The organism is Streptomyces flavochromogenes, assembly GCF_000717595.1.
In the GTDB taxonomy this organism is placed as follows: Bacteria; Actinomycetota; Actinomycetes; order Streptomycetales; family Streptomycetaceae; genus Streptomyces; species Streptomyces flavochromogenes.
The window spans coordinates 1-24,333 of the sequence record NZ_JNZO01000036.1 but is presented as its reverse complement, the minus strand read 5'-3'; the positions used below and the strand labels follow the sequence as shown (position 1 = coordinate 24,333).

Below are 24,333 nucleotides of genomic sequence, written 5' to 3'. Positions count from 1 at the left end.
TCGTCATGACGAACACCGTCAAGACCGTCAACCACTGGATCGGTGGCAAGACCGTCGAGGGCACGTCGGGCAACTGGGGCCCGGTCACCGACCCGGCCACCGGCGCCGTGACCACGAAGGTCGCGCTCGCCTCCGTCGAGGAGGTCGACGCCGCCGTCGCCGCCGCCAAGGACGCCTGGGCGACCTGGGGCACCTCCTCGCTCGCCCAGCGCACCACCATCCTCTTCGCGTTCCGCGCGCTCCTCGACGCCAACCGCGACGCCATCGCCGAGCTGATCGTCGCCGAGCACGGCAAGGTCCACTCCGACGCGCTCGGCGAGGTCGCCCGCGGCCTGGAGATCGTCGACCTGGCCTGCGGCATCACCACCCAGCTCAAGGGCGAGCTCTCCACCCAGGTGTCGAACCGCGTGGACGTGGCGTCCATCCGCCAGCCCGTCGGCGTCGTCGCCGGCATCACGCCCTTCAACTTCCCGGCCATGGTGCCGATGTGGATGTTCCCGATCGCCATCGCGACCGGTAACACCTTCATCCTCAAGCCGAGCGAGAAGGACCCGTCGCCGTCCCTCAAGATCGCCGAGCTGCTCGCCGAGGCGGGTCTCCCGGACGGTGTCTTCAACGTCCTGCACGGCGACAAGGTGGCTGTGGACCGCCTCCTGGAGCACCCGGACGTCTCCGCGATCTCCTTCGTCGGCTCGACCCCGATCGCCCGGTACATCCACACCACCGCCTCCGCCAACGGCAAGCGCGTCCAGGCGCTCGGCGGCGCGAAGAACCACATGCTGGTCCTCCCCGACGCCGACCTCGACGCGGCGGCCGACGCCGCCGTCTCCGCGGCGTACGGCTCCGCCGGCGAGCGCTGCATGGCCATCTCGGCCGTCGTGGCCGTCGGCTCCATCGGCGACGAGCTGGTCCAGAAGATCCGCGAGCGCGCCGAGAAGATCAAGATCGGCCCCGGCACCGACCCGACCTCCGAGATGGGCCCGCTCATCACGGCCGTCCACCGCGACAAGGTCGCCTCCTACGTCCACGGCGCCGCGGACGAGGGCTGCGAGGTCGTCCTGGACGGCACCGGCTACACCGTCGACGGCCACGAGGACGGCCACTGGATCGGCCTCTCCCTCCTGGACCACGTGCCGACCACCGCCAAGGCCTACCAGGACGAGATCTTCGGCCCGGTGCTCTGCGTGCTGCGCACCGAGACGTACGAGGAGGGCCTCGCCCTCATCAACGCCTCGCCGTTCGGCAACGGCACCGCGATCTTCACCCGCGACGGCGGCGCCGCCCGCCGCTTCCAGCTGGAGGTCGAGGCGGGCATGGTCGGCGTGAACGTGCCGATCCCGGTGCCGGTCGGGTACCACTCCTTCGGCGGCTGGAAGGACTCGCTCTTCGGCGACCACCACATCTACGGCAACGACGGCGTGCACTTCTACACCCGCGGCAAGGTCGTCACCACCCGCTGGCCGGACCCGTCCGACGCCCCGGCGGGCGTGGACCTGGGCTTCCCGCGCAACCACTGACGCGGGCGGCTCACGGGCGACGGCCCCCGGGGTGCTGACAGCACACCCCGGGGGCCGTACCCCGTTCCCGGCCCCGTGGAGGGACGCTCGCGGCCCCTTCGGCCGACCAAGCGGCTCAGCCGATTCGCTCAGCCCGACACGCCGTCCGGCGCCTCGGTCTCCACGTCGTCCAGCGGCCAGCCCAGCATCGCGAACACGCCCTCGTCCACCGAGCCCGCCGCGCGGTACGTCGCGAGCGCGGGATCGTTGTCCGTGTCCACGCCCACCCACGCGCCCCGGCACCCGCGCTCCCGGGCCGCCGCCAGCAGCGCCTCCGTCAGGGCACGCCCGGTCCCGCGCCTCCGGTGGCCCTCGTCCACGGACAGTTCGTAGAGGCACATCTCCGCCCCCTTGTCCGGGTGCAGCATCTCGATCCCGGAGACGAACCCGGCCGGGAACCCGTCCTCGGCGTACGCGATCAGCATCAGATGGCCCGGTGCCGCCAGGAAGCGCGCCGCCCAGTCCTCCCGGGGCGGGTCGTCGTACAGGTGTCCCGCCGCCAGCAGCTCCGCCACCGTCGCCGCCCGCCGGATCTCCATGCCGCCTCCGTCTGTTCACGTGCCCGCGTACCGCGCCTGCGGTACGCGGACCGTACTGCGTACGACCGGAGGAGGTGCGGCACGTCCGTCTCCGGGCAGCCGTGGCGCACAGGCGGCACGCTTAGGCTCGAACCATGCGACTCCGACTTCCCCGGTGGGCCGCGGTCACCGCCGTCCTCGCCGTCATCGCGGGTGCCGGCACCTGGACCGCCGTCGCCTCGGACGATCCGCCGCCCGTCCACCGGGCGGACCGGATGCTCGACCTCGACGGCGCCCGTATCGACACCTCGTACTTCACCGGCGACGCCGACGGACGCCGGCCGGCCGTCCTCCTCGGCCACGGCTTCGGCGGCTCCAAGGACGACGTCCGCGCCCAGGCCGAGCAGCTGGCCCGGGACGGCTACGCCGTCCTCACCTGGTCCGCGCGCGGCTTCGGCGCCTCCACCGGCGAGATCGGGCTCAACGATCCCGACCACGAGGTCGAGGACGCCCGGAAGCTGATCGACTGGCTCGCCGCCCGGCCCGAGGTCCTCCTCGACAAGCCGGGCGACCCGCGCGTCGGCGTCACCGGCGCCTCCTACGGCGGCGCGATCTCCCTGCTCGCCGCAGGACACGACGGACGCGTCGACGCCATCGCCCCGCAGATCACGTACTGGAACCTCGCCGACGCCCTCTTCCCGAACGATGTCTTCAAGAAGCTCTGGGCCGGGATCTTCTTCTCCGCGGGGAACCAGCCCGGAGCCGCGTCCGCGGGCGCACCGGGGAAGGCCCCCGCGGGGAAGACGGCGGCCTGCGGCCGGTTCACCCCCGAGCTCTGCTCCCTCTACGAGCGCGTCGCGGTCTCCGGGAAGCCCGATGCCGCCGCCCGTGCCCTCCTCGAAGCACGCAGCCCCTCCGCCGTCGGCTCCCGGATCAAGGTGCCCGCGCTGCTCGTCCAGGGCCAGTCGGACTCGCTCTTCACCCTGGCCCAGTCCGACGCCATGGCCCGCACCCTCACCGCCAACGGCGCCCCCGTCGCCGTCGACTGGATCTCCGGCGGCCACGACGGCGGCGACCGCGAGACCGAGCGCGTCGAACGACGGATCAGCACCTGGTTCGACCGCTGGCTGAAGAAGGACACCTCCGTCGACACCGGCCCCGCCTTCCGCGTCAGCCGTACCGGCGGCGTCGACTCCACCGACGGACAGGCCACCCTGCGCGCCGCGACCGACGACCGCTATCCCGGTCTCACCCCGGGCGCCACCGACATCCCGCTCGCCGGACCGGCGCAGACCTTCGCGAACCCGGCCGGCGCCGCACCGCCCGCCGTCTCGGCCGTCCCCGGCCTCGGCGGCGGAGTCGCCGGACTCTCCTCCCTCGGCGTCGGCCTCTCGCTCGACTTCCCGGGCCAGCACGCCCGGTTCGACGCGAAGCCTCAGGACGAGCCGCTGCGGATCACCGGCACCCCGACCGTCCGGACCAAGGTCACCTCCACCGCCACCGACGGCTCCGCCGTCCTCTTCGCCAAGGTGTACGACGTCGGGCCCGACGGCCGGCAGCAGGTGCTGCCCGCCCAGCTCGTCGCGCCCGTCCGCGTCGACGGCGCCACGGCCGGGAAGAGCGTCACGCTCACCCTGCCCGCGATCGACCACGAGGTGGAGGCCGGACACCGGCTCCGGCTCGTCGTCGCCGCCACCGACCTCGGCTACGCCTCACCGAGCGTCCCCGCCGCCTACACCGTCGCCGTCGAGGGCCCGCTCACCGTCCCCACCGCCCCCGGCCTCGACACCCAGGCCGCCGCCCTGCCCTGGTGGGTCTGGGGCCTGCCGCTCCTCGGCCTCGCCGGCGCCGCCGCGCTGCTGCTCACCGCCCGCCGCCGCACCGCCGCCCCCGCGCCCGACCCCGCACTGGCCGCCGTACCGCTCCAGATCACCGGGCTCTCCAAGAAGTACAAGGGCGGCGACCGGTACAGCGTCAAGGACCTCACCTTCCGCGTCGAGCAGGGCCAGGTCCTCGGCCTCCTCGGACCCAATGGCGCCGGAAAGACCACCACCCTGCGCATGCTGATGGGCCTGATCACCCCCGACGAGGGCGAGATCCGGGTCTTCGGCCAGGCCATCCGGCCCGGCGCCCCGGTCCTCTCCCGCGTCGGCTCCTTCGTCGAGGGCGCCGGCTTCCTGCCGCACCTCAACGGCCGGGAGAACCTGGACCTGTACTGGAAGGCCACCGGCCGCCCCGCCCAGGACGCCCATGTCGACGAGGCGCTGCGCATCGCCAACCTGGGCAACGCCCTCGACCGGGCCGTCCGCACCTACTCGCAGGGCATGCGACAGCGCCTCGCCCTCGCCCAGGCCATGCTCGGCCTGCCGGACCTGCTGATCCTGGACGAGCCCACCAACGGACTCGACCCGCCACAGATCCGCGAGATGCGCGAGGTGATGATCCGGTACGCGGCCGGCGGCCGTACCGTCATCGTCTCCAGCCACCTCCTCGCCGAGGTCGAGCAGTCCTGCACCCACCTCGTCGTCATGGACCGGGGACAGCTCGTGCAGGCCGGACCGGTCGCCGAGATCACCGGCTCCGGCGACACCCTGCTCGTCACCCTCGGGGAGGCCGTCCCCGACGCCCTCGTCGAGAAGGTCGGCGCCCTCCCGGGCGTCGCCACGGCGACCCGGACCGACGGCGGCATCCTCGTCCGCCTCGACACCCTCGACCCGACCGCCCTCATCGGCGAACTCGTCGGCCTGGACGTGCCGCTGACCGGCGTCGGACCGCACCGGCGTCTCGAAGACGCGTTCCTGACCCTGATCGGAGGAGGAGCCGCATGAGCCCGCTGCTCGACACCCCCACGGCTCCCGCGACGGCGGCGCCCGTGGAGTCCGCCCCCGGCTACCGGGCCGGACGCACCCTGCCGCTGCGCGTCGAGGCCCTGCGCCAGTGGAAGCGCCGCCGCACCCTGATCATGGGCGGCATCCTGGTGGCCCTGCCCTTCGTCCTGCTGATCGCCTTCGCGATCGGCGGCGACCAGGACGGCGGCCGCAACGGCCGCATCACCCTGATGGACACGGCGACCGCCTCCGGCGCCAACTTCGCCGCGACCAGCCTCTTCGTCTCGGCCGGGTTCCTCCTCGTCGTCCCGGTCGCGCTGTTCTGCGGGGACACCGTCGCCTCCGAGGCGAGCTGGTCCTCCCTGCGCTACCTGCTTGCCGCGCCCGTGCCCCGGTCCCGGCTCCTCGCCTCCAAACTGACGGTCGCCCTCGCCTACAGCGCGGCCGCGATGATCCTGCTGCCGCTCGTCGCCCTGGCCGTGGGCACGGTCGCCTACGGCTGGGGACCGCTCCGACTGCCCACCGGCGGCGCCGTGCCCGCCGGGGACGCGGTGCTCCGCATCGGCATCGCCGTCGCCTTCGTCTTCGCCTCCCAACTGGTCACCGCAGGACTGGCCTTCTGGCTCTCCACCCGCACCGACGCCCCGCTCGGCGCGGTCGGCGGAGCCGTCGGCCTGACGATCGTCGGCAACGTCCTGGACGCCGTCACCGCGCTCGGCGACTGGCGCGAGTACCTGCCCGCGCACTGGCAGTTCGCCTGGATCGACGCGCTCCAGCCGCAGCTGGAGTGGGGCGGCATGGTGAAGGGCACGGCGATCTCACTGACGTACGCCCTCGTCCTCTTCGCGCTCGCCTTCCGCGGCTTCGCCCGCAAGGACATCGTGTCGTAGGCCCCGACCGGCGACTCCCGACCGGCACAGGTCACCGGCTCTCCCGGCCGGGGCCCTGGGGCCTTTCGTCACCGTCCCGTCCGCCCCGCGACGCTCCCGGCTCCGCCGGGAGGTGCCCCAGGCACGCGCGGCCGCCCTTCGGGCGACGACGGGAAGGTGACGAAAGGCCTAGCGTCTTCTGCTCACAGCCACCCCCTTCGAGCCGCTTCCGCGCCCGCGCGGAAGCGGCTCGTCGTGCCGAGGGCGGCCATCAGCTCGCCCACCCGCCGGCTGTACGTCCGGGCGGACATGCCGAGCCGGGCCGCCGCCGTCTCGTCCGTGACCCCCGACAGCAGGGCGTCGAGCACCGGACGCAGCTGTGGCGGCAGATCGCACGGCGGCCGCGGGGGCGGTGGCGCGTACGTCAGCTCCTCGGCCGTCGCCCAGCAGGCGTGATGCGCCCGGGCGAGGGCCTGCACCACCACCGGGTCGCGGATCAGCAACAGCCCGTTGTAGAGCAGCTCCAGGTCGAGCGGGACCGCGGCCACGGTCCGGTCGACGACGATCATCTTGAACGGGATGGCCTCCGCGAGCCGGGCCCGGCCGGGGATCCGGAGCCCGCCCTCGATGTGGGGCAGCGCGTGCCGCGGCACGATCCGCCGGACGTCGCCGGCCCGCTCCGCCGCCGCCCGCATGCAGGCCTCCGCCAGCTCCAGGAACGGCTCGGGGATCGCGCAGGCCGCCGACGCGACCGGGTCGTCGAAGGTCAGCAACTCGTACCGCGTGGAAGCGGCCAGCCCGGCGAGCGCCGCGCTGATGCGCCGCGCACCCCGGACCGGGCGCCCCGCGGGCCGCTGTCCCTCGGTCGCGGCCCGGTTCATCGCCGAACGGGCGAGCATCACGGAGCCTGCGCTCTCTGCCACCGCTGACCACCCCCGCCCGATCGATGTCCACTCCATGTACGCATGTGACTGCACACGGTGACAACCCCTGTTGAGAAGGATGGCGACTCCATGCCACACGTCGTCCCCCCCGATCGCCGTTGCCGCATCGAGATCCATCCGCAACTCCTTCGACTGCTCCCAGCGGGCCTCTCGTTCGTCACATTCACAAGTGGCTTACCAAGAGGGGGAGATGACATGGGACGACAGGACAAGACGGCGGCAGGACGTCGCCGGGCCCGGTTCTCGGCCACCGTCGCGGCTCTGCTGGCGGCCGGACTGGCCGTCGGGGGCTGCGGCGCGGGCGGCGAACGAAGCAGCGCGGACCGGGCCAAGGGGGAGGGCGGCCGGACCGCCCCGGCGGCCCCCGACGGGGGAGCGGGCACCGTGAACCCCGAGGGAGCCGAGGGCGCCGCGGAGGACCGGCGGCCGTCCTCCGCGCCCGCCGCGGACTACCTCTCCACCTTCGCCCTGGACGTGGACACCGCCTCGTACGGCTACGCCCGCCGCACCCTCGCCGAGGGGAGGCTGCCCGACCCGGCGACCGTGCGCCCCGAGGAGTTCGTCAACAGCTTCCGTCCCGACTACCCGCGTCCGGAGGACAACGGCTTCAGTGTGACCCTCGACGGGGCCCGCGCCGGTCAGGACGGCTGGTCCCTGGTCAGGGTCGGCCTCGCCACGCGCGCTGCGGACCGCGGCGGCGAACGCCCGCCCGCCGCCCTCACCTTCGTCGTCGACGTCTCCGGCTCGATGGCCGAGCCTGGCCGGCTCGACCTGGTCAAGGAGTCGCTCGGACTGCTCGCCGACGAGCTCCGCGACGACGACTCGATCGGCGTCGTCACCTTCAGCGACCAGGCCGAGACCCGGCTGCCGCTGACCAGGGTGGGCGATGCCCGCGGCCGGATCCGCGAGGTGGTGGACTCCCTCGCGACGAGCTCCTCCACCAATCTCGAGGCGGGTGTCCGCACCGGCTACGACGTGGCCGTCGAAGGCCACCGCGAGGGCGCCACCAACCGGGTCGTGCTGCTCTCCGACGCGCTCGCCAACACCGGCGCCACCGAGGCCGGGACGATCCTGGAGCGCATCGACGCCGAGCGGAAGCGGTACGGGATCACCCTCTTCGGCGTCGGCGTGGGCAGCGACTACGGCGACGCGCTCATGGAGCGGCTCGCCGACCGGGGCGACGGCCAGACCACGTACGTCTCCGACTCCGCGCAGGCCCGCAAGGTCTTCGTCGATCAGCTGCCCGCCCATGTCGAGCTGCGCGCGCGGGACGCCAAGGCGCAGGTCTCCTTCGACCGGCGGACCGTCGAGAGGTTCCGGCTGATCGGCTACGAGAACCGTGAGGTCGCCGACGAGGACTTCCGGAACGACCGGGTCGACGGCGGTGAGGTCGGTGCCGGTCACACGGTCACCGCGCTGTACGCGGTCAGGACCAGGGCCGGGGCGACCGGTCCGGTGGCCACCGCCACCGTCCGCTGGCTCGACCCGGCCACGCGCGCGCCCCACGAGCGGTCCGGCTCGGTCGGCACGGCCGCCCTCGCCGGTGACCTGTGGGCCGGCGGGCACGACAGTCTGCAACTGACGGCGATCACCGCCTACTTCGCGGACTCTCTGCGGGGCGGCGACCTGCCGGGCGCCCCGGGTCTTCCGGCACTGGCGGAGCGCGCCGAGTCGATCGCCGGCCGGTCGGGTTCGGCGGTGGTGCGGGAGCTGGCGGACGCCGTACGGCAGGCCAACGGACTCCGCGGACCGAGCGAAGGGCCCACGCGCGAAGGGGAGTTGAAATCCGGCGACCCGTACAGCTGACGCGTGGGGCGGGCAGCGGGTGAGAATGGCCGCATGGCCTCCCTGCTGCTCGCCCTCGCCATCGGATGCACCGGCCTGTACGCCGGTTTCATGCTGATCTTCCAGACCGGGATCATGCCCGCGCTCGCCCGTCTGACGGACGCCGAGTTCGTCACCGCGATGCGCCGGATCAACGAAGCCGTCCCGAGGGGCGTGTTCCTGATCGTCTTCCTCGGGGTGGTCGCCTTCCCCGTCGCCGCGTTCTTCGTCCCCGTCGACGGCCGGACGGACACCCAGAAGTGGCTCGTGCTCGCGGGGCTCGTGTGCGCGGCCCTCAACCACGCGGTCACCATCGGCGGCAACATCCCGCTCAACAACGCGCTGGCCGCGTCGGAGACCACGGGTGACGAGCCGTCGGCCGTCCGGGCCGCCTTCGAGAAGCGCTGGAACGGTTTCCACCGTGTCCGCACGCTCCTGATCGTGGTCGCCTTCGGCCTGCTGACCGCCGCCGCCGTCGTCTAGGGCGCCCGCCCCGCGCCCCCTCCCGCGTCCTTCGGCCCTCCCGCCCCCCCGGTCCGTCGGGCGGCCCCGACGGGCCGCTCGGCCGACCGACCCCGGAGCCCGCCGGCCGCGAAACCGTACCCGGCGGACGGTTTCTGGCGTGAACTCGTGCGTGTCGGCCTCTTCACCCTCCACAAGGGTCCCGCGAAAGCGTACCTACGAGTCCGGAAACAGTCTTCGGGTGTGCGTTGGTCTGCGCCAGTGACGAAAATCCTACGCCCTTATAGCCACCCAAAGGGGGTGAATCACCCCGATATCCCGGGTTGGGTTTCCGTACCCTCCGGTTTCTTATTGACATGCCTACGGGGGTCTTTTCTAATCATCGAGAGTCATCCCGCGCGCTGACACCGCACAGGCATGGAGGGGGCAAGGTGGACGTCCGGATTCTGGGGGGACTGTCGGTACGTGAGCACGGGGTGTCGATCACGCCGACAGCCGCCGCGCCCCGGCAGCTCCTCGCCCTGCTCACGGCCAGTGCCGACCAGGTCGTCCCCGTGACGGTGCTCACCGAGGAGCTGTGGCCGTCCGGTGCGCCGCGCGCCGCGCGCGCCGAACTCCAGGCCCACATAGCCGAGTTGCGCATCCTCATCACCGGCGCGCTGCGCGGCGCACCGTCGGCCGAGCCCGGGCCCGGCTGGTCCGACCGGCGCACCGCCGACGCGATCCTCGTCTCCCAGCCCGGCGGCTACCGGCTCGACACCGGCGGCGGCACCAACGACGTCCGGCAGTTCGAGCGGGCGGCCGGCGCCGGATACCGCGCCATGGAGGCCGGCGACCTCGACCGCGCCGCGCTCCGCCTCGGCGAGGCACTCGCCCTGTGGCGCGGCGAACCCTACGCGGGAGTCGCCGCCGGACCCCGTCTCCGCAGAGAGGTCGAGCGGCTCGAAACCTCGCGGCTCAGCGTCCTCGACCAGTGGGTGGAAGCCCAGTTGGGCCTCGGCCGGCACGCCGAACTCGTCTCCGAACTCTCCGGACTCGTCGCCCGCTACCGCACCAACGAGCCCCTCCACGCCCACTACATGGTGGCCCTGCTGCGCTGCGGCCAGTACGACGAGGCCCTCACCGTGTACGAGCGGCTGCGCGCGGCCCTCAAGGGGGAGAGCGGCATGGAGCCCTCGGCGCGGCTGCGGCGCCTCCAGCGCTCGGTCCTCGCCGTACGGGACACCGAGGTCCGCCCCCTCTACGCGCCCCGCATCCCGGCCCAGTTCAGCCCCGCGCGCGCCCGGCTCGTACCGGCGGGATCCGTGGGCTGACCGCCCGGCGCGGCCCGGAACGATGCCGCGCGATCGACACGACAGCCCCCGGAGGACGGCCGGCCTGACCAGCCGGACGCCTCCCGGGGTCTTCACCGGGAACGAAGTGCGGCAACTCACCGTTGACCGACTCCCGAAGCCGAATTAGTTTCGGCGAGCAGTACGGGTTTCCTCCCAGGTGCCCGATTTCGTTCGACAACGGGGGACGGGGCCATGACCTTGCACGGCGCGGACGGAGCCGGTGGTGCCGACGCGCTGCTCACGGTCCTCGAACTGCTGGCACGGCAGGCCCCGCCCGCGCACTTCGACGCCCTCCTCGACGAGGCCCGGCTCACCGGCCCCGGAGGAGCGGAACTCGACCGCCTCGAACGGGCCGTCGCGCTCGCCGGCGAGGTGAACGCCGGACGCGAGCAGGACGCGCGCCGTGAGGCCGGCCTCGCCACGCTCACCGACACCGCCCGCGACCTCACCCTGTCGTACGACCTCGACAGCCTGTTGCGCGTGATCACCCGCCGAGCCCGCAGGCTCCTCGGCCTCGACCTGGCGTACGTGACCCTGCGCGGCCCGCACGGAGCCTGCTACGTCCACACCACCGAGGGCTCCCGCACCGGACAGGCCGGCGGCCCGCGAATCGCCCCCGGCCTGAGGATCGCCGAGGGGTACGGCCTCGGCGGCGCCGTCCAGTCGCACGGCGAGGCCGTGTGGACCGCCGACTACCTCGCCGACGAACGCTTCGCCCCCTCCGGCTCCCTCGACGCGGGCGTCCACGCACCCGCCTTCGACGAGGCCGCCGAAGCGGCCCTGCGCGCCGAGAACCTCCACGCGATCATGGCCGCGCCCCTGCGCAGCGGCGACACCGTCATCGGCGTCCTGCACGGCGCCGACCGGCGGGTCCGCCACCACACCGGCGAGGAGATCGGGCTCCTCACCGCGCTCGCCGACCTCGCCGCACTCGCCGTCGAGAAGGCCGGACTCCTCGACCGGACCCGGGCCGAGGTCTCCGAACTCGAACGGGACAGCTCCCGGGTCCGCACCAGCCTCACCCGGATGCGGCACGTCAGCGAGGCCCACGGCCGGATCATGAACCTCGTGCTCGCCGGCGGGGACCTGGGCAGCGTGGCCAAGGCGGCCGCAGACGCCCTCGACGCGACGGTGATGATCCGCGACCAGGGCGGCCGCTGCCTCGCCACCGCCGGAGACATACCCGGCCTCGTCGAGGAGGCCGTCGCCAAGGCCTCGCTCGACGCGCACGCCCGCCGCCGCCCCGTCCTCGCCGACGACGACACCTGGGTCGCCCCCGTCATCGCCGGCTCCGAAGACCTCGGCGGCCTCGTCATCCGCGCCGCGGGCGGCCTCACCGGCGAGGACGAGCGCCTCCTCGAACTCGCCGCCCAGTCCGTCGCCTTCCTCCTCCTCATGCGGCGCTCCACCGCCGTCGCCGAGGGACCCGTCCGCGACGAACTCCTCGACGACCTCATCGCCGACCCGCCGCACGCACCCCAGCAGATCGCCCAGCGCGCCCGCCGCCTCGGCGTCGACCTGCGCAGACCGCACGTGCTCGTGCTCGCCCGGCCGGAGGGCGGTGAACAGGGCAGGGCCGTGGTGTGGGCGTCGTCGTACGCGTACCGCCTCAGCGGTCTGAAGACCGTGCAGGGCGGCTGCATCGTGCTGCTGCTCCCCGGCATCGACGCTTCGGCCGCCGCCAGGGCCGTCGCCGACGAACTGTCCCCGCTGCTCGGCCACCCCGTCTCCGTCGCCGCCGCCGGACCCGGTCAGAGCCCGGACGGCGTGGCCCGGATGCACCAGGAGGCCGGGCGCTGCCTGGACGCCATGAGCGCCCTCGGCGGCACCGGCTCGGCGGCGTCCGTGCAGGACCTGGGCTTCCTCGGGCTGCTGCTCTCCGACGACAACGACGTCGACGGCTTCGTCGAGGCGGCGATCGGACCCGTACTCGACTACGACGCCGAGCGGTTCACCGACCTCACCCACACCCTGGAGGCGTACTTCGCCTCCGGCGGCAGCCCGACCAACGCGGCCGAGGCGCTCCACGTCCACCCCAACACGGTCTCGCGCCGCCTGGAACGGATCGGTGAACTCCTCGGCCCCGAGTGGCAGAAGCCCGGCCAGGTCCTCGAGGTCCAGCTGGCGCTGCGCCTCCAGCGCACCCGCGAGGTCCTGGCCAGGGGCCGCGCCGCGGCGGACCCGGGCCGACCGGCGCCGGGTCCGCCGGAGCGGAGCGTCTGATCCCCGCTCGGGGGCCGTGTGACCGTCCGCGCGGCTCAGCTCGCCGTACGCGCGGTCCGTCCTGATCCATAGCCGGAGCCGTAGGACGCCTCCCAGTCGGTGGCGGCCATGACCGTCGCCGCGTGGGCCGCCGAGGCCAGCGTGATGTGCCGGTGCCAGCCGCGGAACGAGCGGCCCACGAAGTCCCGCAGACCCGCCCCCTCGCCGACCTCCACGAAGTCCCGCTCCACCCGGCGGGCCAGCTTCGTCAGCCGCAGCAGGGAGCCGACCGGCGAACCGGTCAGATCGCTGATCCACACCCGGGCCGGGGGACGCCGAGGGTCGTCCCACTCGCCGAGCAGCACCAGCGGACGCATCCGCTCGCCGCCCGGCGTGGGCAGCGCCACCCGTACCGCCGTGGCCAGCGAGGTGCGGGAGGTCCGCGCGCCGGCCACCGTGTCCACCCAGCTCACCGGCCTGCGCAGGCCCTTGAGCGACTCCAGGATCTGGAGCGCCGACAGCGGGCCGGCCCCGAAACCGGGCAGCGAACGGTCGGCGATCGCCAGCCGGGAACCCGGACCGATCCGGGCCACGACCGGCACCCCGGCACCGGCGAGCCGGGTCAGCGCCGCCCGCCCCGCGCCGCCCCGGATGTCGAGCAGCACCGGCTTGCGGGTCACGTCCGACCAGCGGGCCGTGTCGAGCGCCGCCGCGACGGCGCACTCCTCCAGGGTCTCCTCACCGGCCTCCTGGGGAACCTCCGCGCGGTCGCGCCGCGTGCGGTCGTTCACCCAGGGGTCCGGCAGGAACAGACGCCAGTTGACGGGAACGCTCAGCTCGTCGCTCGCGAACCACACGCCGAACGCCTGCTGGCCGTGGAAGACCTGCCCGCGCTCCGGGTCGAAACGCCGGTCCACACCCACCGAGTGCTCCCCGGCCTTCGGTATCGGCATCGGGCGCACCACCCAGGCCTGCGGGCAGCTGTTCCGCTCCAGGTACCGGGCGAGCGCCGCCCGCATCGGCTGCCAGTCCCAGGTGGAGCTGGACACGAAGTGGTGGAGGCTCTGCTCGGCGGCGGGACCGCCTATCTGAGCGGCGATGTTACGGATGGACTTGCGGCCCTGCGCGGTGAGCAGGCCGTGCAGATACTGCTCGGCCTTCAGACGCTGGTCCCGGCGCGGGAAGCCGGAGAACAGCGCGGCACACAGCTCGGCGTAGACGTCCTCGCGCGAGCCGGGCGCGCCGACGGACCTGACGACGTCCAGGGGAACGGCCGGCGGAACGGACCCGGTCACGGCCCTGCGCTTGGTTGCGACGGATGTACTCACGACACTCCTGCCCGAAGGTTGCGCAGCTCCCTCCCGCTGCCCCACCACCGTCGCCCGACATGCCCTCCGGCGGCGAGGTGTACCCGGCACCCGAATCGGCCGTCGGATGGTGACCGGACCACCTCCCGACGTGTCGTCGCAGGTCGGAGGCGTGTCCAAGGGCCCCTCGCGGCCCACCGCCGCAGGCCGGTCCGCCCCTCGCCGCGCCCTCCGGAATACCCCGAGGGGGATCTGACAGACTCGCCGGCCCGGCTTTGACCCGTCGCACGGCGTGGCCGGACCATCGCAGAGCGAGGCTGCACGGGCCGGACCCCGGTTAATGCCCCAGGCCGGGGGCCGTGCCTGTGCGCCTCGCCTTGATCCGTCCCTCGTAGGCTTGTGGCCATGGGACTGCGCGCGGAACTGCCGGTCGTGGGTGTGGTGGCCGCCGGCGGCGCCCTCGGCGCATCCGCCCGCTACGGCGCGGGGCTGCTCTGGCCGACGCCGGAAGGCGCCTTCCCGTGGACGACGTTCACGGTGAACGTGATCGGGTGCGCGCTCCTCGGCTCGCTGATGGTCCTGGTGACGGAGCGGCCGACCGAGTGGTCGACGGCACCCCCGCACCCGCTCCTCCGGCCCTTTCTCGGCACCGGATTCTGCGGCGGGTTCACCACCTTCTCGACGTACAGCCTCGAAACCGAGCGACTGCTGAGCGCCGGGGACCCGACGCGCGGTCTGCTCTACCAGGGCGCCACCCTGGTCACCGCGCTCGCCGCCGTCCTGGCCGGGGTCGCCGGCACCAGGGCCCTGCGCGCGAGGGCCGGGCGGGGCCGGGTGGGGAGCGCGTGAACTGGCTGCTGGTCGTCGCGGGCGCCGCCGTCGGCGCGCCCCTGCGCTACCTCACGGACCGCGCGGCGCGTGCCCGCTTCGGCCCCGGTTTCCCCTGGGGCACGTTCCTCGTGAACGTCGTCGGCTCGTTCGTCCTCGGGCTGCTCACCGGGGTGACGTCGGCGCAGGTCCATCTGCTGCTCGGCACGGGCCTGTGCGGGGCGCTCACGACGTACTCGACCTTCTCGTACGAGACGCTGAAGCTGTACGAGGACGGGGCGAGGGGGTACGCGGCGCTCAACATCGGCGCGAGCCTGGCCGCCGGGCTCGGAGCCGTGTGGCTGGGAGTGGAGACGGCCAGGCTGTGGTGATCCGGTGCGTCAGGCGGTGATCCAGTCGCTGGTCGCGATCACCGGCCGCACGCCGTCACGGTGGATGGTGCCCTCGATGAGGCCGTACATCCGGTCCGCCGCGAAGTAGACCTCGTTGTCGTTCTTGAGGCCGAAGGGCTCCAGGTCCACCAGGAAGTGGTGCTTGTTCGGCAGGTTGAGCCGGACCTCGTTGACCGTGGAGACGTTGTCGAGGACCCGGTCGGCCATCGCGTGCAGCGTCTGCTGGAGCGAGTAGCTGTACGTCTCCGCGAACGCCTCCAGCATGTGACGGCGCACCTTCTGGTACGAGCGGTCCCAGTCGTGCTCCTCGTCCGCGGCCGCCGGGGCCGAGTTCGCCCAGCGGGCGGTGACCTTGGTGGCGAGGATCCGGTCGTACGCCTCCTGGAGCGTCGTGTACCTGTCCTTGATGAAGCCGTGGAACTCGGAGTTCGTCGAGTTCATGACCGTGAGGTCCTTGAGGCCCGAGAGGACCTGGAGCCCGGTGTTCGCCGAGTAGGTGATCTGTGCGGTGCGGACCTCCTGACCCTTGCGGGCGAAGGAGTGCTGCTCCTTGCGGGTGGGGACGGAGATCCGCTCCCAGGCGTACTCCTCGACCCGGACCTGCGCCTCGTGGATCACCGCCTGCGAGGTCACGAAGTGCTTGGCCAGGAGGATGCCGAAGGCCTCGGGGGAGGCCACGCCGTGCTCCTTGGCGAAGGCGTAGACCGTGTTCTTGGTGGTGTCGGTCGGCAGGCAGTTGCCGTTGTCGCCGGTCAGATGGACGTCGCGGTACTCACCGCGCAGCGCCACCGACACGTTCAGGTCGCGGATCTCGTGCCATGCGCCGTTGTCGCCCTTGCGGGTCACGGCGACGATGCGGTTCTCGGCCTTGCCGTACTGGTTCTGCGCCAGGACGTGCTTGCTCATGTGCTGCTCAGCTCCTGCGGGTACGTGGATACGGATATCCCGTACGCCCGGCGTCCAGCGTCCCCCGTCGTCCCCGAGGGTTCCGCTCCCCGCCGTCCGACCCGTGAACGGCGGGCCGCCCCGGGACTGACGAGCATCCCGGTCCGTAGGTTTCGCTCGAAGATATGTCCCCTTCCGGCCACTGGCAATGGGGGAGCGCCGAACCCGGGGGAGCCCGAAATCCGTGGGCCAGGTCACCCGGACGTACGGGAGGCGTCAAGACGGGCATGGGGGGCGTTAGGGGCACGTCAACGGAGGCGGCGAAGCGGCCGGGGAGAGGTTTCCTCGACTCGTCCGAGAATCCGTTCTTCCTTCTTCCTGCATCCGGGAGCTCACGATGGCCGACGTGGCCTTCGTCGTCACCACGATCGCGGTCTTCGCGCTGGTGGCCTTCATCGCCAAGGGGGTGGCCAAGCTGTGAGTGCCGAGAACATCGTCGGTCTGCTGGTGGCCGCCGCCCTCCTGGGCTACCTCGTCCTCGCCCTCGTCAAGCCCGAGAGGTTCTGAGGCCGATCATGAGTCCCGTTCTTGCCGGCGCCCTCCAGCTCCTCGCCCTTCTGGTCGCGCTCGGCCTGTCGTACCGCCCGCTGGGTGACCACATGGCCAGGGTCTACTCCTCCGAGAGGCATCTGCGGGTGGAGAAGTGGATCTACAAGGGCATCGGTGCCAACCCTTCGGTGGAGATGCGCTGGCCCGCGTACCTGCGCGGTGTCCTGGCCTTCTCCGCGGTGAGTGTCCTCTTCCTTTATCTGCTCCAGCGGGTGCAGGGGTCGCTGCCCGGCTCGCTCGGCTTCGTGTCGATCGATCCGGACCAGGCGTTCAACACGGCCGCGTCGTTCGTGGCGAACACCAACTGGCAGTCGTACTACGGCGAGCAGGCCATGGGCCACGTCGTGCAGACCGGCGGCCTCGCGGTGCAGAACTTCCTGTCGGCGGCGGTCGGCATCGCGGTCGCGGTCGCCCTGGTGCGCGGCTTCGCCCGGTCCCGTACCGGCGAGCTCGGCAACTTCTGGTCCGACCTGGTCCGCGGCACGGTCCGCATCCTGCTCCCGATCTCGGTGATCGGCGCACTGGTCCTGGTCGCCTGTGGCGCGATCCAGAACTTCGCCGGCATCCACGAGGTCGGCCAGTTCACCGGCGGCTCGCAGCAGTGGAACGGCGGGGCGGTGGCCTCGCAGGAGGTCATCAAGGAGCTGGGCACGAACGGCGGCGGCTACTTCAACGCCAACTCCTCCCACCCCTTCGAGAACCCCGACGGTCTCTCCAACCTCTTCGAGATCTACCTGATCCTCGTCATCCCGTTCGCCCTGACGCGGACGTTCGGCCGCATGGTCGGATCGCTCAGGCAGGGGTACGCGATCCTCGGCACGATGGCCGCGATCTGGCTCGGCTTCACCGCGCTGATGATGTGGACCGAGTTCGCCCACCACGGCCCCGCCTTCGACCTCGCAGGCGGTGCCATGGAGGGCAAGGAGACCCGGTTCGGCATCGGCGGCTCGTCGATCTTCGCGGTCGCCACCACCCTGACCTCCACGGGAGCGGTGAACTCCTTCCACTCCTCGTACACCGGCTTCGGCGGCGGCATCACGATGCTGGGCATGCAGCTCGGCGAGATCGCGCCCGGCGGCGTCGGCTCCGGCCTCTACGGCATGCTGATCATGGCGATCATCGCGGTGTTCATCGCCGGCCTGATGGTCGGCCGCACCCCGGAGTACCTGGGCAAGAAGATCGGCACCCGCGAGATCAAGTTCGCCGCCTGCTACATCCTGATCACCCCGGCCCTGGTGCTCGGCTTCACGGCGGTCGCGATGGCGCTGAACACGCCCTCGAACTCGATGACCAACTCCGGCGCGCACGGCTTCTCCGAGATCCTCTACGCCTACACCTCGGGTGCCAACAACAACGGTTCGGCCTTCGCCGGTCTGAACGCGGACACCCAGTGGTTCAACTCGACCATCGGCATCGCCATGCTGCTCGGCCGGTTCCTGCCGATGGTGTTCGTCCTCGCGCTGGCCGGTTCGCTGGCCGAGCAGACGCCCGTCCCCGAGACGGCGGGCACCCTGCGGACCGAGAAGCCGCTGTTCACGGGCCTGCTGGTCGGCACGATCCTCATCATCACCGGTCTCACCTACTTCCCGGCCCTCGCGCTGGGACCGCTCGCCGAAGGGCTCGCAGCATGAGCACCATCACTCCCACCCGGCCCCCGCAGTCCGGGGCGCCCGGCGCCCGGCCGGCCGAGGCCGGACGCGTCGGCGGCGGACTGTTCGACGCGAAGCAGCTGGTCACGTCCTTCCCGGACGCGGTCAGGAAGCTCGACCCGCGGGTCATGGTCAAGTCCCCCGTCATGTTCGTGGTGTTGATCGGCTCGATCGTCACGACCGTGCTCGCGGTCAAGAACCCGGGGGACTGGTTCGGCTGGGCGATCACGGCCTGGCTGTGGCTGACGACGATCTTCGCCAACCTGGCGGAAGCGGTGGCCGAGGGCCGTGGCAAGGCGCAGGCCGACACCCTGCGCAAGGCCAAGACCGACACGGTCGCCCGCAGGATCATCGGCACGAACGAGGAGCGGGTCCCGGGAACGGAGCTGCGCATCGGCGACCTCGTGGTCTGCGAGGCGGGCGACGTCATCCCCGGCGACGGTGACGTCGTCGAGGGCGTCGCCAGCGTCGACGAGTCGGCGATCACGGGCGAGTCGGCCCCGGTGATCCGCGAGTCCGGCGGCGACCGGTGCGCGGTGACGGGCGGCACGAAGGTGCTGTCGGACCGGATCGTCGTGAAGATCACGACGAAGCCCGGCGAGACCTTCATCGACCGGATGATCGGCCTCGTCGAGGGCGCGGCACGGCAGAAGACGCCGAACGAGATCGCGCTCAACATCCTGCTCGCCTCGCTGACCGTCGTCTTCCTGCTCGCCGTGGTCACCCTGAAGCCGTTCGCGATCTACGCGGGTGCCGACAAGCAGACCTCGCTCATCGTCCTCACGGCCCTGCTGGTGTGCCTGATCCCGACGACGATCGGCGCGCTGCTCTCCGCGATCGGCATCGCGGGCATGGACCGGCTGGTCCAGCGCAACGTCCTCGCGATGTCGGGCCGCGCGGTCGAAGCGGCGGGTGACGTCTCCACCCTGCTCCTCGACAAGACGGGAACGATCACCCTCGGCAACCGCCAGGCCTCGGAGTTCGCCCCGGTGGCCGGGACGACGGAGGCCGAACTGGCCGACGCCGCCCAGCTCTCCTCTCTCGCCGACGAGACGCCCGAGGGCCGCTCGATCGTGGTCCTGGCGAAGGAGCGGTACGGCCTCCGCGAGCGTCACCAGGGCGAGTTGTCCGGCGCCGAATGGATCGAGTTCACCGCCCAGACCCGCATGTCGGGTGTGGACGTGGACGGGCGCAAGGTGCGCAAGGGTGCGACCGGTTCGGTCGTGGCGTGGGTGAAGGAGCGGGGCGGCAGTGTCTCCGAGGACGCGCAGGCGCTCACGGACCGGATTTCCCAGGCTGGTGGCACGCCGCTGCTTGTGGCTCTGGAGGACGGCGAGGGCGCGCGCGTTCTCGGCGTCCTCCACCTGAAGGACGTCGTGAAGGAGGGCATGCGGGAGCGGTTCGACGAACTGCGCCGCATGGGCATCCGTACGGTCATGATCACGGGCGACAACCCGCTGACCGCGAAGGCGATCGCCGAGGAGGCCGGGGTCGACGACTTCCTCGCCGAGGCGACGCCCGAGGACAAGATGGCGCTGATCAAGCGCGAACAGGCGGGCGGGAAGCTGGTCGCGATGACCGGAGACGGCACGAACGACGCCCCCGCGCTCGCACAGGCCGACGTCGGTGTCGCGATGAACACCGGCACGTCGGCGGCGAAGGAGGCCGGCAACATGGTCGACCTCGACTCCAACCCCACCAAGCTCATCGAGATCGTCGAGATCGGCAAGCAACTCCTGATCACCCGGGGCGCGTTGACGACCTTCTCGATCGCCAACGACGTGGCGAAGTACTTCGCGATCATCCCCGCGATGTTCGCGGTCGCCTACCCGTCGCTGGACAAGCTCAACATCATGGGCCTGACCTCGCCCGAGTCCGCGATCCTCTCCGCCGTCGTCTTCAACGCGCTGATCATCGTCGCGCTGGTCCCGCTCGCCCTCAGGGGTGTGCGCTACCGGCCGTCCAGCGCGGACTCGATGCTCCGTCGGAACCTCGGGATCTACGGCCTGGGCGGCCTGATCGCCCCGTTCGTCGGCATCAAGATCATCGACGTGCTCCTCTCCCTCATCCCCGGAATCGGCTGATCATGAACAACTCCGTAGGAACCACGGGCCGTCTGCTCTGGGCGGGCCTCCGGGCCCTCCTCGTCCTCACCGTCGTGTGCGGTGTCCTCTACCCGCTGGCCGTCACCGGGATCGCCCAAGTGGCCTTCCCCGGCAGGGCGAACGGCTCCGAGGTCACCGACGCGAGCGGCAGGGTCGTCGGCTCCGAACTGATCGGCCAGACCTACGACCTGCCGCTGAAGGAGGGCGAGGAGACGGCGGCGCCGGACCTGAAGTGGTTCCAGCCGCGTCCGTCGAACGGCCTCGGCTCCAACAGCGTCAACACCCAGTACTCGATCATCCTCTCCGGTGCCACGAACCGCTCGGGCGACAACGCGGACCTGATCCAGTGGGTCAAGGACGCCAAGGCCGCCGTCGTGGAGGACAACTCGACGGCCGACTACAAGGTGAAGCCCTCGGACGTCCCCGCCGACGCGGTCACCTCCTCCGGCTCCGGCCTGGACCCGCACATCTCCCCGGAGTACGCGAAGCTCCAGGTCCACCGGATCGCCGAGGTGAACGAGCTGGACGTCAAGGCGGTCGACAAGCTGGTCGCCGACCACACCGAAGGCCGCATCCTCGGCTTCATCGGCGAGCCCCGCGTCAACGTCCTGCAGCTCAACATCGCCCTCAAGCAGCTGGTGACGGCCAAGGGCTGAGCCCCGGACGCCGGGCCGGCGACATCTGCCGCCGGCTCTCGACGGCGGTCAGCGCCCCGGAAGCAGCCGGGTCTCCACCGCGGGAAGCCCCTTGACCCACCAGTGGTCGTAGCGGCTGTAGACACGACGGTCACGGGCGGCGAGGAAGCCGTCGAGCGCCTCGGCCTCCCCCGCGAGTTCCGCCCAGGCCCGGGCGGGCAGCGGGTGGAAGGCCGAGGCCTCGATCCCTCCCTCGACGGGGCGCCAGACCCCGGCCACGTACCCGTCGACGAGCAGCGTCGGCAGCGTGTCGCCGTTCACGCGGATCACGTGCTTGCGGCACTCGGCCGGGATGACGCGGCTGCGGTCCGCGTAGGCCAGCAGGACGCTGTCCCACATCGCGAGGAGACGGGGCGGCGCCGGGACGTCCTCGTCGGGCCGCGGCGCCCCGGGCACGTCGTACAGAAGGATCCCACCGGGCCCCTCCCACCGCTCCAGCTCGTCCTCAAGGAGCCGTACCGCCTCGCGCACCTTCCCCCGCGGCGCCATCGTGAACTGCGCCATGTCGGGGACGGACGCCGGCCCGAACCCCTCCAGATAGCGCCGGATCAGGACGGCGAGCCCCGCCGTCGCCGCCTCCGGATCGCCGAGCACGGGCAGTGGCGCGTGCGCCGTCACGAACGACTGCGCCGCCCCGAACGACCACGGCGGCCCCGTCGGCGCGTGCCACAGCGGCGCGTACTGCCGCATCATCCGCCACACCACGGCCTCCACCGGGCCGCCCCGCGCCGCTTCGAGGCGCTCCCGCATCCGGGCCCCGCTCCTGGCCTCCCCGGCGTAGTCGAGGAGAGCGGGCAGCAGCGCGTCGGCGTCGTCGGCCGTGAACCCCGCCGCCTTGAACCGGGGGTCGTGGAGCCGTGAACCGCGCAGGGTCGGCTCCATGGCCTCCCGGAACGCCCGGTAGTCCTCGGCGTGCACCAGATGCAGCGTGAGCCGCATCAGGGTCGACCTCACCAACTCGAAACCCTCCACGGCCTTGTCGAGCAGCGCGGGATCGAAGTCGGCGACGCGGTTCCACAACGCCACGTAGGGCGAGCCCGGTTGCTGCGCCTGCAGCGCCACCACCCGGCGCACGGCTTCCCCGACACCGATCGGGACCCGGTCGAGGAGAAGCTGCCGGGCGAGAGTGGAGCGGTTGAGGGCGCGCGCGGTGATCACCATGGCGCGATTGTCCCCCGGTCCTGTCGCCCGCGGGCCGGAGTCGCGCGTTCACCCAGGACTCGCCCCGACGTCGCACACCCGACGTCCGCCGTTGTGGCCGGAACTGCACCATGAGCCCGCCTCCACGGGCGACATTCCATGTGTTCAAAGGGAGTTCAGATGAATCCGCGCCTCATGCGCCGGCCCGCCGTCGTGGTCCTTCCGCTGTCCACCGCACTCGCGCTGACGGTGGTCATGGGCACGGCCGAGGCGGAGCCGGCACGGCACGGCTCCGCCGCCCGGGTCGTCTCCACCTCGACCCTGCCGGACATCCCGCTGGCCGCCTTCAGCAACGGCCTGCTGCCCGGCAGCGTCGACGACGACCGGGACATCGACCTGGGCGGCATCGGCAGCGACCTGTACCCGGCCGAGCGGAGAGGCGAGTACTGGACGGTCACCGACCGGGGCCCCAACGGCCAGATAGCGGTCGGCAAGGAGAAGCGGCGCACGTTCCCGGTGCCCGGCTTCGACCCGGCGATCGTGAAGGTCCGCGCGGTCGGCGGCCGGATCCAGGTGCTGAAGTCCATCCCGCTCACCACCGCCTCCGGCGCGCCCGTCACGGGCCTGCCCAACCAGCCGGGCCGCGACGAGGCCCCGTACGACCACAACGCCACGACCCCGCTCGCGTACAACGTGAACGGCCTCGACACCGAGGGGCTCGTACGGGACCGGGACGGCAGCTTCTGGCTGGCGGACGAGTACGGCCCCTCGCTGGTGCACGTCTCCGCCAAGGGACGGGTCCTGGCCCGCCACGTCCCCCAGGGCCTCGGCCTGACCGGCGCCGACTACCCGGTGATCGAGTCGCTCCCGTCGATCTTCCTCAAGCGCAAGATCAACCGCGGCTTCGAGGGCCTGGCGCTGCTCCCCGACGGCGACCTGGTGATGGCGCTGCAGAGCCCGCTGCTCAACCCGGACAAGACCGCCGGCGAGGGCTCCCGCAACACCCGCCTGCTGCGCTTCTCGACCCGCACGAACCGGGTCACGGCGGAGTACGCGTACCGCTTCGACCCGGTGGGAGTCGTCGAGCCGGGCCAGACGAAGACGTCGGAGCTGAAGATCTCCTCGATCGTGGCGCTGGGCGGCGACCGCGTGCTGGTCCAGGAGCGCACGGACACGTCCTCCCGCGTCTACGAGGTACGGCTGCGCCGCGGTTCCGACATCCTCGGCTCCCCGTGGGACACGACGGCGAACCCGGCCCTGGAGCAGCTCGACGACGACGCGGCCGCCGGCGCCCCGGTCCTGGCCAAGCGCCTGGTGGTCGACCTGAACACGGTCGAGGGCGTCCCCGGCAAGATCGAGGGCATCGCGGTGGAGGGCTCCTCGACCCTGGTCCTCCTCAACGACAACGACTTCGGCATGACGGACGGCCCGGCGGCCTTCGACGCGAACGGGCGCCTGGTCGACAGCGACGTGGACACCACGCTGGTGCGCGTCCGCCTGCCGCACCGGCTGCGCTGACGCCGCCGGTGACGGCCCGGCCCCCGAGGCTCCTACGCGGGCCGCGTGGACGTCAGGACGCCGATCTTGTCGATGCGGTGCTCGGGGTTGTGCTGGGCGTCCCGCCAGAAGTTGCCCGCGGCGTTGTCCTCGGGGGTCGCGCAGGTGGAGAGCGTGATCATGGCCCGGGTGGGCTTCTCGCCCGGCTCGCCCGGCACGGCGGCGCGCTGCTCGGCGAGCGAGCGGGCCGAGCGGAAGGACGTGCTCCGGGTCTCGACGATCTCGTAGGTGTAGACGGTGCCGTCAGCGGTGACGTGCACCACGTCTCCCACCTCGACCGAGGGCAGCTCACGCAGGGGCCCGCCGGCGGAGAGCCGGTGGGCGGTCACCAGGTAGTTGCCGACCTCGCCCGGCCCCACACCACCGCGCGCGCCGTGGGGACTCGCGGCGACGCCACGGTCCTGGATGCGGGTGCCCGCGCGGTCGTCGGTCGTCCCCTCGTACGGCAGGACGTCCAGGTCCTCGACACCGATCGAGGGTATGGACAGCTCGGCGGCGACGGGCCCGCGGGGCGAGGGGGCCGCCGAGGTGGACGGAGCGGTCCGGCAGGTCGGGCTTGTACGTGATGCCGAGCAGCAGGACCCGGGCGCCGCGGGCCGACTTGCCGTGCTCGTTGAGAAGGGTGGCGG

Annotated in this window: 20 protein-coding genes; 14 read left to right on the top strand and 6 right to left on the bottom strand. The window is 72.2% G+C overall.

The genetic code is table 11. The annotated features are described in order from the left end of the window. Positions 1-5: 5 nt before the first annotated feature. The gene (gene mmsA, locus IF00_RS0134545; RefSeq protein ID WP_030325023.1) at positions 6-1,517 is read left to right on the top strand and encodes a CoA-acylating methylmalonate-semialdehyde dehydrogenase; all 1,512 of its coding nucleotides are present in this window, start codon (positions 6-8) and stop codon (positions 1,515-1,517) included. A gap of 128 nt (positions 1,518-1,645) precedes the next feature. Here the strand turns inward: mmsA and IF00_RS0134540 are convergent, their stop codons facing one another. Further along, positions 1,646-2,095 carry a GNAT family N-acetyltransferase gene (locus tag IF00_RS0134540; RefSeq protein ID WP_030325022.1) on the bottom strand — a complete coding sequence of 150 codons (450 nt, stop codon included), beginning with the start codon at positions 2,093-2,095 and terminating at the stop codon, positions 1,646-1,648. Between the two features lie 134 nt (positions 2,096-2,229). On the opposite strand from IF00_RS0134540, the gene IF00_RS0134535 reads away from it, so the two are divergent. After that, a complete protein-coding gene (locus tag IF00_RS0134535; RefSeq protein ID WP_030325020.1) occupies positions 2,230-4,902 on the top strand; it encodes an alpha/beta fold hydrolase in 2,673 nt (890 codons plus the stop codon). Continuing rightward, positions 4,899-5,792, top strand: a complete 894-nt coding sequence (locus IF00_RS0134530; RefSeq protein WP_051820767.1) for an ABC transporter permease — start codon at positions 4,899-4,901, stop codon at positions 5,790-5,792. The genes IF00_RS0134535 and IF00_RS0134530 overlap by 4 nt, the downstream gene beginning before the upstream one ends. A gap of 182 nt (positions 5,793-5,974) precedes the next feature. On the opposite strand, the gene IF00_RS0134525 is transcribed toward IF00_RS0134530, so the two are convergent. Further along, on the bottom strand, positions 5,975-6,694 hold the full coding sequence (locus IF00_RS0134525) for a hypothetical protein (protein WP_030325016.1): 720 nt from the start codon (positions 6,692-6,694) through the stop codon (positions 5,975-5,977). 216 nt (positions 6,695-6,910) lie between these two features. Here IF00_RS0134525 and IF00_RS0134520 point away from each other — a divergent pair, with 216 nt between their 5' ends. From IF00_RS0134520 to IF00_RS0134505, 4 genes are all read left to right on the top strand, one after another. Then, positions 6,911-8,521 (top strand): vWA domain-containing protein, encoded by a 1,611-nt coding sequence (locus IF00_RS0134520; protein ID WP_030325013.1) that lies wholly within the window; start codon positions 6,911-6,913, stop codon positions 8,519-8,521. A 33-nt stretch (positions 8,522-8,554) separates the two neighbouring features. Continuing rightward, positions 8,555-9,022, top strand: a complete 468-nt coding sequence (locus IF00_RS0134515) for an anthrone oxygenase family protein (RefSeq protein WP_030325011.1) — start codon at positions 8,555-8,557, stop codon at positions 9,020-9,022. 410 nt (positions 9,023-9,432) lie between these two features. After that, positions 9,433-10,314: an AfsR/SARP family transcriptional regulator gene (locus IF00_RS0134510; protein WP_030325010.1), complete on the top strand. Its 882-nt coding sequence runs from the start codon at positions 9,433-9,435 to the stop codon at positions 10,312-10,314. Between the two features lie 213 nt (positions 10,315-10,527). Then, on the top strand, positions 10,528-12,558 hold the full coding sequence (locus IF00_RS0134505) for a helix-turn-helix domain-containing protein (protein ID WP_030325008.1): 2,031 nt from the start codon (positions 10,528-10,530) through the stop codon (positions 12,556-12,558). Positions 12,559-12,593: 35 nt separating this feature from the next. Here IF00_RS0134505 and IF00_RS0134500 read toward each other — a convergent pair whose 3' ends face one another. Further along, entirely contained in the window at positions 12,594-13,865 is a 1,272-nt protein-coding gene (locus tag IF00_RS0134500; RefSeq protein ID WP_037639756.1) for an IS701 family transposase, read from the bottom strand. 384 nt (positions 13,866-14,249) lie between these two features. Here IF00_RS0134500 and crcB (IF00_RS0134495) point away from each other — a divergent pair, with 384 nt between their 5' ends. Both crcB (IF00_RS0134495) and crcB (IF00_RS0134490) read left to right on the top strand, forming a co-directional pair. Next, positions 14,250-14,693, top strand: coding sequence for a fluoride efflux transporter CrcB (crcB, locus tag IF00_RS0134495; protein WP_030325004.1), 444 nt, complete (start codon positions 14,250-14,252; stop codon positions 14,691-14,693). Further along, complete coding sequence (gene crcB / locus IF00_RS0134490) at positions 14,690-15,043, top strand: fluoride efflux transporter CrcB (protein ID WP_030325002.1); 354 nt, start codon at positions 14,690-14,692, stop codon at positions 15,041-15,043. The genes crcB (IF00_RS0134495) and crcB (IF00_RS0134490) overlap by 4 nt, the downstream gene beginning before the upstream one ends. A 9-nt stretch (positions 15,044-15,052) precedes the next feature. Here crcB (IF00_RS0134490) and pucL read toward each other — a convergent pair whose 3' ends face one another. After that, entirely contained in the window at positions 15,053-15,970 is a 918-nt protein-coding gene (pucL, locus tag IF00_RS0134485; protein ID WP_030325000.1) for a factor-independent urate hydroxylase, read from the bottom strand. 456 nt (positions 15,971-16,426) lie between these two features. Between pucL and kdpF the strand changes: the two genes are divergently transcribed. Genes kdpF through IF00_RS0134460 form a run of 4 tightly spaced genes read left to right on the top strand, consistent with a single transcriptional unit; the run spans position 16,427 to position 20,968 of the window. After that, on the top strand, positions 16,427-16,516 hold the full coding sequence (gene kdpF / locus IF00_RS43260) for a K(+)-transporting ATPase subunit F (protein ID WP_033204243.1): 90 nt from the start codon (positions 16,427-16,429) through the stop codon (positions 16,514-16,516). Between the two features lie 8 nt (positions 16,517-16,524). Beyond that, complete coding sequence (gene kdpA, locus IF00_RS0134470) at positions 16,525-18,189, top strand: potassium-transporting ATPase subunit KdpA (protein ID WP_030324998.1); 1,665 nt, start codon at positions 16,525-16,527, stop codon at positions 18,187-18,189. Further along, entirely contained in the window at positions 18,186-20,291 is a 2,106-nt protein-coding gene (gene kdpB / locus IF00_RS0134465; RefSeq protein WP_030324996.1) for a potassium-transporting ATPase subunit KdpB, read from the top strand. The genes kdpA and kdpB overlap by 4 nt, the downstream gene beginning before the upstream one ends. A 2-nt stretch (positions 20,292-20,293) precedes the next feature. Further along, the gene (locus IF00_RS0134460; RefSeq protein ID WP_030324994.1) at positions 20,294-20,968 is read left to right on the top strand and encodes a potassium-transporting ATPase subunit C; all 675 of its coding nucleotides are present in this window, start codon (positions 20,294-20,296) and stop codon (positions 20,966-20,968) included. Between the two features lie 48 nt (positions 20,969-21,016). Here IF00_RS0134460 and IF00_RS0134455 read toward each other — a convergent pair whose 3' ends face one another. Further along, complete coding sequence (locus IF00_RS0134455; protein WP_030324992.1) at positions 21,017-22,168, bottom strand: winged helix DNA-binding domain-containing protein; 1,152 nt, start codon at positions 22,166-22,168, stop codon at positions 21,017-21,019. 159 nt (positions 22,169-22,327) lie between these two features. Here IF00_RS0134455 and IF00_RS0134450 point away from each other — a divergent pair, with 159 nt between their 5' ends. Further along, positions 22,328-23,665, top strand: coding sequence for an esterase-like activity of phytase family protein (locus IF00_RS0134450; protein ID WP_030324990.1), 1,338 nt, complete (start codon positions 22,328-22,330; stop codon positions 23,663-23,665). A gap of 32 nt (positions 23,666-23,697) precedes the next feature. Here IF00_RS0134450 and IF00_RS0134445 read toward each other — a convergent pair. After that, positions 23,698-24,333, bottom strand: a 636-nt coding sequence (locus tag IF00_RS0134445; protein ID WP_030324988.1) for a class E sortase, incomplete at its 5' end; no start/stop codon positions are given.

What these genes read in the sequence shown, in the direction of transcription:
- IF00_RS0134460 (WP_030324994.1), top strand. Translation starts at nt 20,294, where the DNA reads ATGAACAACTCCGTAGGAACCACGGGCCGTCTGCTCTGGGCGGGCCTC.
- kdpA (WP_030324998.1), top strand. Translation starts at nt 16,525, where the DNA reads ATGAGTCCCGTTCTTGCCGGCGCCCTCCAGCTCCTCGCCCTTCTGGTC.
- IF00_RS0134515 (WP_030325011.1), top strand. Translation starts at nt 8,555, where the DNA reads ATGGCCTCCCTGCTGCTCGCCCTCGCCATCGGATGCACCGGCCTGTAC.
- crcB (WP_030325004.1), top strand. Translation starts at nt 14,250, where the DNA reads ATGGGACTGCGCGCGGAACTGCCGGTCGTGGGTGTGGTGGCCGCCGGC.
- mmsA (WP_030325023.1), top strand. Translation starts at nt 6, where the DNA reads ATGACGAACACCGTCAAGACCGTCAACCACTGGATCGGTGGCAAGACC.
- IF00_RS0134505 (WP_030325008.1), top strand. Translation starts at nt 10,528, where the DNA reads ATGACCTTGCACGGCGCGGACGGAGCCGGTGGTGCCGACGCGCTGCTC.
- IF00_RS0134530 (WP_051820767.1), top strand. Translation starts at nt 4,899, where the DNA reads ATGAGCCCGCTGCTCGACACCCCCACGGCTCCCGCGACGGCGGCGCCC.
- IF00_RS0134520 (WP_030325013.1), top strand. Translation starts at nt 6,911, where the DNA reads ATGGGACGACAGGACAAGACGGCGGCAGGACGTCGCCGGGCCCGGTTC.
- kdpB (WP_030324996.1), top strand. Translation starts at nt 18,186, where the DNA reads ATGAGCACCATCACTCCCACCCGGCCCCCGCAGTCCGGGGCGCCCGGC.
- IF00_RS0134540 (WP_030325022.1), bottom strand. Translation starts at nt 2,095, where the DNA reads ATGGAGATCCGGCGGGCGGCGACGGTGGCGGAGCTGCTGGCGGCGGGA.
- pucL (WP_030325000.1), bottom strand. Translation starts at nt 15,970, where the DNA reads ATGAGCAAGCACGTCCTGGCGCAGAACCAGTACGGCAAGGCCGAGAAC.
- IF00_RS0134535 (WP_030325020.1), top strand. Translation starts at nt 2,230, where the DNA reads ATGCGACTCCGACTTCCCCGGTGGGCCGCGGTCACCGCCGTCCTCGCC.
- IF00_RS0134455 (WP_030324992.1), bottom strand. Translation starts at nt 22,168, where the DNA reads ATGGTGATCACCGCGCGCGCCCTCAACCGCTCCACTCTCGCCCGGCAG.
- IF00_RS0134450 (WP_030324990.1), top strand. Translation starts at nt 22,328, where the DNA reads ATGAATCCGCGCCTCATGCGCCGGCCCGCCGTCGTGGTCCTTCCGCTG.